This is a genomic window from Vibrio hepatarius, from assembly GCF_001274785.1.
In the GTDB taxonomy this organism is placed as follows: domain Bacteria; phylum Pseudomonadota; class Gammaproteobacteria; order Enterobacterales; family Vibrionaceae; genus Vibrio; species Vibrio hepatarius.
Map to the genome: position 1 here is coordinate 1,079,878 of NZ_LHPI01000001.1, position 6,000 is coordinate 1,085,877.

Here is a 6,000-nt window from a genome sequence, read left to right on the forward strand (position 1 = left end):
ACTTTATGGGATGAAAGTCCATATAATAACCAAGTTCAATCAGACATACGATAAGTTTGAATAGTTTGCCTAACGCCCGCTTAAGTGGTGAGCAACGCTACCACGACACTTAATTATTACACCGTAAACACACAAGCCGATTCAAACCAAAACTGCCACACGTTGCGAATCCGTCTTAAAGCGTTTGTTAGGTTTGTTTGCCTATGTTCCGAGCAATCATCAACACTTCATCGGCCGAATATAAATTGGAAATTGTCGTCTCGACTTCAGCGCCTAAAGTGCTTTTATATAGTTCTTGAGCATAATTATCAGCTCTTGTAGTAACTAACACGTGCTTCAAAATTGATTGTTTAAGAGCAAGCTGATTTTTTACCTGAGGCAATGATTCGACGATCAGCTTTCGACCAATACCATTTCCCTGAGAATTCGGCATGACGGCTAGTTGCTCTAATTCCAAAACGGCTTCAGGACGAAAGCCACTTTTCTGTACCCAAATAATATAACCGACGATTTCATTATCAATATCAGCTACATAAATCAAGTAACGTGGGAAGGCATTCAAATTACATTCTAACCATTCATTTGAGTAGTTTTGCCTAACAAACGCAGACTTATGAACGAGAGCTGCACTTGGTAAATCCTTTTCCGTCATTAAACGAATGATCAAATTGACCTCCTGATATCGACAATAAACCTAACGCCCAATTAAGGGGTGAACAACGCCACCACCCAACCTAACAAACTGCACCGAAAACACTACATTTGAAGTAAAAGCAAAAGTGCCTAGCGTTGTGAATCCCTCTTAAATTGCTTGTTATATGCATTACTCGATTAGATTTTCCAAGTTCCACAGTGCTGCAAAGCAACTTAACCCAAAACCTATATATTTAAATACGTTACGAAAAATCCTATAACCACGCTCATTATTCCGTTCATCGTAGTGGTCAACAATCACAGAGATCATGACAATACATCCACACACGAATGCGCCATACATTAGCCACGCTGGTTCATTGCTAAAATGAACACCACCACGTTTTGCAGGAATGTATAGATAGTTTTTATATAAACCGTAGCCACCGTAGACAGTTAGAAATACAGATAAAAGAGCACAAGCTACCCGCTCTGATAGTGCGATCTTATTCGGAGTATAATCCATATTTGCCTCCTGCATATAACGCCGCATTAAGGGGTGAACAACGCAAACCACCCGACCTAAACCATTGTGCCGTAAGCACTAAAGCTGATTCAAACCAAAACTGCCAAGCGTTGTGAATCCCTCTTGAATGCTTTGTTATACGCGGGCTTCCGACCAAACTGCGAACTCATTACCACTTGGTTCTAGAAAATGAAAACGGCAACCGCCAGGAAATTCGAATATAGGGCGAATGATTTCACCACCACTTTGAACGACTTTATTTAGAGTACCTTCAACGTCAGAGCTGTAGAATACTAAAAGTGCTCCACCCGTATTAGTTTGGCTGCAGCAATCAGATTTGAAGAAACCACCGTCTAATCCCTGATTTGAAAAAGCTGTATATTCAGGTCCGTAGTCGACAAACTCCCAACCGAAAACTGAAGAGAAGAATGATTTTGTCGACTCTAAGTCTTTTGCGCCAAACTCAACATAATTAAGTTTTTCATGCTGATTCATTTCCTTGCTCCTTTTTGATTGTCCTGATAAGCGTATAACGCCCTGTTAAGGGGTGAGCAACGCAATACCAAAGCCGCCGCATACCACCTTAATCACAAAAACCAACGCATAGTAAAAATGCCACGCGTTGCGAATCCCTCTTGAACAGTTTGTTATGTGTGTTTTACTCTGGTTTAGGCATAGTTACATCACGAGCACCGAAAGGTAATGGTGAATAACCTGCAAATCCGGGATAGCCAGGGTATCCTGGATAACCGGGGTAACCAGGATAGCCCGGATATCCGCGATAAGGTTTGGAACTGAAATGATACAAGCGATTGCCGTTGGTAATAGTACCTAGGTAATCTCCATCAGTAGTCACCACATCATCGTCTCCCCAAGGTAACCAAGCAACCCAGTCAGCGTCTGAATTGTATACATTTTTACCAATTCGAAAGCCTAACCAATCGCCAGAAGAGTCAAATAGATGCTGTATTTTAGACATAATCCCTCTCCAATATTGTGAAATAATACATAACTGCATTATGCAACTAGATTTAGGTTAATTTTGAGAGTTAGCTTGTAGTTCGTGAAACACATAACGCCCAATTAAGGTGTGAAGCACGCTACCACGATACTTAATTAGAACACCTTAATCACTAAACTTGACCCAAGCCAAAAATGCCAAGCGTGCTGAATCACTCTTAAATTGTTTGTTATAGCGCATTAGTTCCAATCTACTCTGGTACCTATATTTGGATACTCTCGGCTCAAGTCATCAAAACAACTTTTTAAAGATTCGAAACTCTCTGGGTGAGCTGACTTCAAATGACTAGAACCTACAAACTCTATGACTTTAGGCAAATCCGAATCACAAAGGCAATCCCAAAAAGCATCCCAGTTTTTTCCATAATAATCTGGAAAACCAAAGCAATTAGCCATTAATTCATGAAGTTGATTTTCGTTCTCGATCATTATTAAATCAATGCGCATAATCCCTCTTCTGATAAATACCGCTGCGCTATAACGCCCTGTTAAGGGGTGAGCAACGCAATACCGATGCCGCAGCATACCACCTTAAACACAAAAACCAACGCATAGTTAAAATGCCACGCGTTGCGAATCCCTCTTGAACAGTTTGTTATGTTTTGTGCCCGAACCTCTTAACCAAACCAGAACAAATCACGGCTAACTTAGCGTCACTGTCCACAACATGTTGACGAGCGTCTTCAAATAAACAATACACTTCACCTTCGTCACAAGCCATACCTTTCTCTAAAACGTCTAGGACTCGCATATTCCACATATGGTAATCATTCGGGTCAAAACCTGAGTCTTGAAAGTATAGCCCTACGATTAACTCCATTTGACGGATATTAGCCATCAAGCGCCGTCTGTGTTCTCGACTTACTGTCGGGTAGTCAGCTCTTTGACTTTGTATATGATCTAGGATTTCAGTACATAGATCGGTGTACTCGATTGATAATTGAGCCAACTCTTCAATCTTTTTGAGTAAATATTCTTGACGCGCTCTACGTTGGGAAAAATACTGATTTGTAAGCAAAACACCAACGGCTAGTAATGCAGAGAAAACGAAAGTAATCAGCTTAACTTGGTCTTCCTTAGCCGAAAATAGTTCTATTAAGTACATTTAATCCTCGAAAAACATAACGCCCTGTTAAGGGGTGAGCAGCGCAATACCGAAGTCGCCGCATACCACCTAAAACACTAAAACCAACGCATAGTGAAAATGCCACGCGTTGCGAATCCCTCTTGAACAGTTTGTTAGGGTAATTTACCCTCGTACTTCAAACCCGTAGCGTCAATTGAGTCGCTTAAAAGGTTGTCCTCATAGATGTAGAGGTCGTCAAAATCCAAATTATCCAAGAAATGCTCGCAAAAAAAATGCACCATTAAAGGATCGATAACTTGGATGCAAAAACGGAATACTAGATCATTGAAATCATCATCAGGTACAGCTAAATGCTGAATACGGTTTCGCTGTTCACCCATTTCTCTATAAACATCGAGATGCTTGATTTCATAACCAGTAGCAGCCCATAACAAATCCGGAAGCTTACTATATTGAACAGTTTTAGCTTTAGCCATCAACTGAGAAGTTGTAAGTCGTTCTTCGGTATTTTGAGATAGTTTCGGCAAATCCGTGAAGATTAACAGCGGATGCTCTTGAGCAATCGCCGACTTTATTAAAATCTCAGCAGCCTGAGCAACATGTAAGACACCCATCGATGACCAAAATGGATTCCTCATGCCAGTAAAAATCACATGCTCTATACCGTGAGCCAATAGATATTTTCCAAGACCATACATGTGGCCTGATATTTTTCGAACTTCAACGTCCATAAGACTTCCAACAATTACCCTAACGCCGCGTTAAGGGGTGAACAACGCTATACCACCCGACTTAATCCATTGTGCCATAAACACAAAAGCTAAACTTTGAACCAAAACTGCCAAGCGTTGAGAATCCCTCTTGAACGCCTTGTTAGTTGCCAGGCCTAAAGCTTTCATTTGAAGTCAATTACCGCTTTGCCAACACCCATTTTTCGTACCTTGAAAAACTAAAATCAGGCGTAGTTTCAAAGCGTCTGTCACTGAAACCATCTGGGATTCACAACGCCGTAGAAAACGGACTTTTTACACCAAACAAACCTTTTGTAACGACAAGGCAGCAGAGCAGGTTTTCAACAAGCTAATCGATATCTGAAACAGAAGAACCAAACCGCACAAGAAACCAAAGCACGATTTTCACAAACCCCAAAAACTAGAAATTGAAATACGAAAACCTCGCCAAAAACACACGACATTGGCCCTAAACATTCTTCTTAGGTACGTTTTTCCTCGTTGGCAACTAACGCCGCGTTAAGTGGTGAACAACGCGACCACTAAACCTAAGCTATTGTACTTTAAACACTTAAGCTGACTTGAACTGAAATCGCCAAGCGTTGTGAATCCGCCTTAAACGCCTTGTTATATTTGTTGTTCGGTGAACTAACTCTTTGTTATCAATTACTAATAACTTATTTGACATTAACTGATATTACACATTTAATGAATCAAATTATATACGATATGAAAGGAGTTATTATCGTGAAAAAGCTACTTAGCTTAGTCTTTGTTTGTTTCGCACTTTCGGCTTGTACTGAAGTCGGCAGCGAAGCGTGGTGTAACGACTTAAAAGAAAAACCAAAAGGTGATTGGTCAGCCAATGAAGCTGCTGACTTCGCTAAGCATTGCATTCTTTAATATCTGACGTGGTGCTAGGGATTAGCTTATCCTAGCACTGCTACTTCTCAACCCTTAAACTCACCTGCAAATATAACGCCGCATTAAGGGGTGAACAACGCAAACCACCCGACCTAAAGCATTGTGCCGTAAACACTAAAGCCGATTCAAACCAAAACCGCCAAGCGTTGTGAATCCCTCTTGAATGCTTTGTTAGTTGCCAAACCTAAAGCTTTGATTTGATGTTAATTACCGCTTTGCCAACACTAGCTTTACGTGTTTTAAGAAACTCAAATCAGGCGCAGTTTCAAAGCGCCTGTCACTGAAACCACTTGGAACACACAACGCCGTAGAAAACGGACTAACAACACCGAAAAGCTCTTTAAAAAAGACAATATCACAGAGCTGACTCTCAACAAGTGAGTCGGCTTCTGAAACGGAAAGTCCGACCACAAAAAACAAAGCCTGATTTGCACAACCCTGAAAGACTAAAATTTGAAATACAAAACCGAGCCAGAAAAGCACGAACACTAGCCCTAAATATTCTGTTTTAGCTGCGTTTTTCTCGTTGGCAACTAACGCCCAATTAAGGGGTGAACAACGCCTCCACCCAAACCTAATGCATTGTGCCATAAACACTAAATTTGAAGTAGAAGCAAAAATGCCAAGCGTTGTGAATCCCTCTTGAATGCTTTGTTAGTTGCCAAACCTAAAGCTTTGATTTGGAGCTAATTACTGCTTTGCCAACGCTAGCTTTACGTGTTTTGGAGCACTCAAATCAGGCGCAGTTTCAAAGCAACTGTCACTGAAACCACTTGGAACATGAAACGCCGTAGAAAAGAGATTCACAACACCAAAAGCTCTTTTGGAAGACAATGTTACAGAGCTGTCTTTCAACATATAAATCAGTTTCTGAAACAGAAAAACAAACCACACAAGAAACAAAGCACGATTTCAAAAACTTAAATAACTAAAAATTGAAATACGTAAACCTAACCAAAAATACACGGGCATTAACCCTGAACATTCTGTTCTGGCTGCGTTTTCCTCGTTGGCAACTAACGCCGCATTAAGGGGTGAACAACGCCACCACCCTACCTAAAACATTGTGCCGTAAACAC

At 40.9% G+C, this 6,000-nt stretch carries 9 protein-coding genes; 1 reads left to right on the forward strand and 8 read right to left on the reverse strand.

What is annotated here, in order from left to right; all coding sequences use genetic code 11:
- Nucleotides 1–187: 187 nt before the first annotated feature.
- The 7 genes from AKJ31_RS04880 to AKJ31_RS04910 form a co-directional block, all read right to left on the reverse strand.
- The gene (locus AKJ31_RS04880) at nt 188–652 is read right to left on the reverse strand and encodes a GNAT family N-acetyltransferase (protein WP_053407947.1); all 465 of its coding nucleotides are present in this window, start codon (nt 650–652) and stop codon (nt 188–190) included.
- 171 nt (nt 653–823) lie between these two features.
- Nucleotides 824–1,159 (reverse strand): hypothetical protein, encoded by a 336-nt coding sequence (locus tag AKJ31_RS04885; RefSeq protein WP_211263033.1) that lies wholly within the window; start codon nt 1,157–1,159, stop codon nt 824–826.
- Between the two features lie 135 nt (nt 1,160–1,294).
- Nucleotides 1,295–1,654, reverse strand: coding sequence for a VOC family protein (locus AKJ31_RS04890; protein ID WP_053407949.1), 360 nt, complete (start codon nt 1,652–1,654; stop codon nt 1,295–1,297).
- A gap of 163 nt (nt 1,655–1,817) precedes the next feature.
- The gene (locus tag AKJ31_RS04895) at nt 1,818–2,138 is read right to left on the reverse strand and encodes a hypothetical protein (RefSeq protein WP_029811223.1); all 321 of its coding nucleotides are present in this window, start codon (nt 2,136–2,138) and stop codon (nt 1,818–1,820) included.
- Between the two features lie 221 nt (nt 2,139–2,359).
- Nucleotides 2,360–2,626, reverse strand: a complete 267-nt coding sequence (locus tag AKJ31_RS04900) for a barstar family protein (RefSeq protein ID WP_025527397.1) — start codon at nt 2,624–2,626, stop codon at nt 2,360–2,362.
- A gap of 148 nt (nt 2,627–2,774) precedes the next feature.
- The gene (locus AKJ31_RS04905) at nt 2,775–3,284 is read right to left on the reverse strand and encodes a hypothetical protein (RefSeq protein WP_053407950.1); all 510 of its coding nucleotides are present in this window, start codon (nt 3,282–3,284) and stop codon (nt 2,775–2,777) included.
- Between the two features lie 134 nt (nt 3,285–3,418).
- Nucleotides 3,419–3,997 carry a hypothetical protein gene (locus AKJ31_RS04910; protein WP_053407951.1) on the reverse strand — a complete coding sequence of 193 codons (579 nt, stop codon included), beginning with the start codon at nt 3,995–3,997 and terminating at the stop codon, nt 3,419–3,421.
- A 747-nt stretch (nt 3,998–4,744) separates the two neighbouring features.
- Here AKJ31_RS04910 and AKJ31_RS22495 point away from each other — a divergent pair.
- A complete protein-coding gene (locus AKJ31_RS22495; protein WP_072161221.1) occupies nt 4,745–4,900 on the forward strand; it encodes a DUF3012 domain-containing protein in 156 nt (51 codons plus the stop codon).
- 228 nt (nt 4,901–5,128) lie between these two features.
- Here AKJ31_RS22495 and AKJ31_RS23180 read toward each other — a convergent pair whose 3' ends face one another.
- Nucleotides 5,129–5,404, reverse strand: a complete 276-nt coding sequence (locus AKJ31_RS23180) for a hypothetical protein (RefSeq protein ID WP_169780619.1) — start codon at nt 5,402–5,404, stop codon at nt 5,129–5,131.
- Nucleotides 5,405–6,000 lie beyond the last annotated feature (596 nt).

Coding starts and splice junctions, on each gene's coding strand:
- AKJ31_RS04880 (WP_053407947.1), bottom strand. CDS start 652: ATGACGGAAAAGGATTTACCAAGTGCAGCTCTCGTTCATAAGTCTGCG.
- AKJ31_RS04885 (WP_211263033.1), bottom strand. CDS start 1,159: ATGGATTATACTCCGAATAAGATCGCACTATCAGAGCGGGTAGCTTGT.
- AKJ31_RS04890 (WP_053407949.1), bottom strand. CDS start 1,654: ATGAATCAGCATGAAAAACTTAATTATGTTGAGTTTGGCGCAAAAGAC.
- AKJ31_RS04895 (WP_029811223.1), bottom strand. CDS start 2,138: ATGTCTAAAATACAGCATCTATTTGACTCTTCTGGCGATTGGTTAGGC.
- AKJ31_RS04900 (WP_025527397.1), bottom strand. CDS start 2,626: ATGCGCATTGATTTAATAATGATCGAGAACGAAAATCAACTTCATGAA.
- AKJ31_RS04905 (WP_053407950.1), bottom strand. CDS start 3,284: ATGTACTTAATAGAACTATTTTCGGCTAAGGAAGACCAAGTTAAGCTG.
- AKJ31_RS04910 (WP_053407951.1), bottom strand. CDS start 3,997: ATGGACGTTGAAGTTCGAAAAATATCAGGCCACATGTATGGTCTTGGA.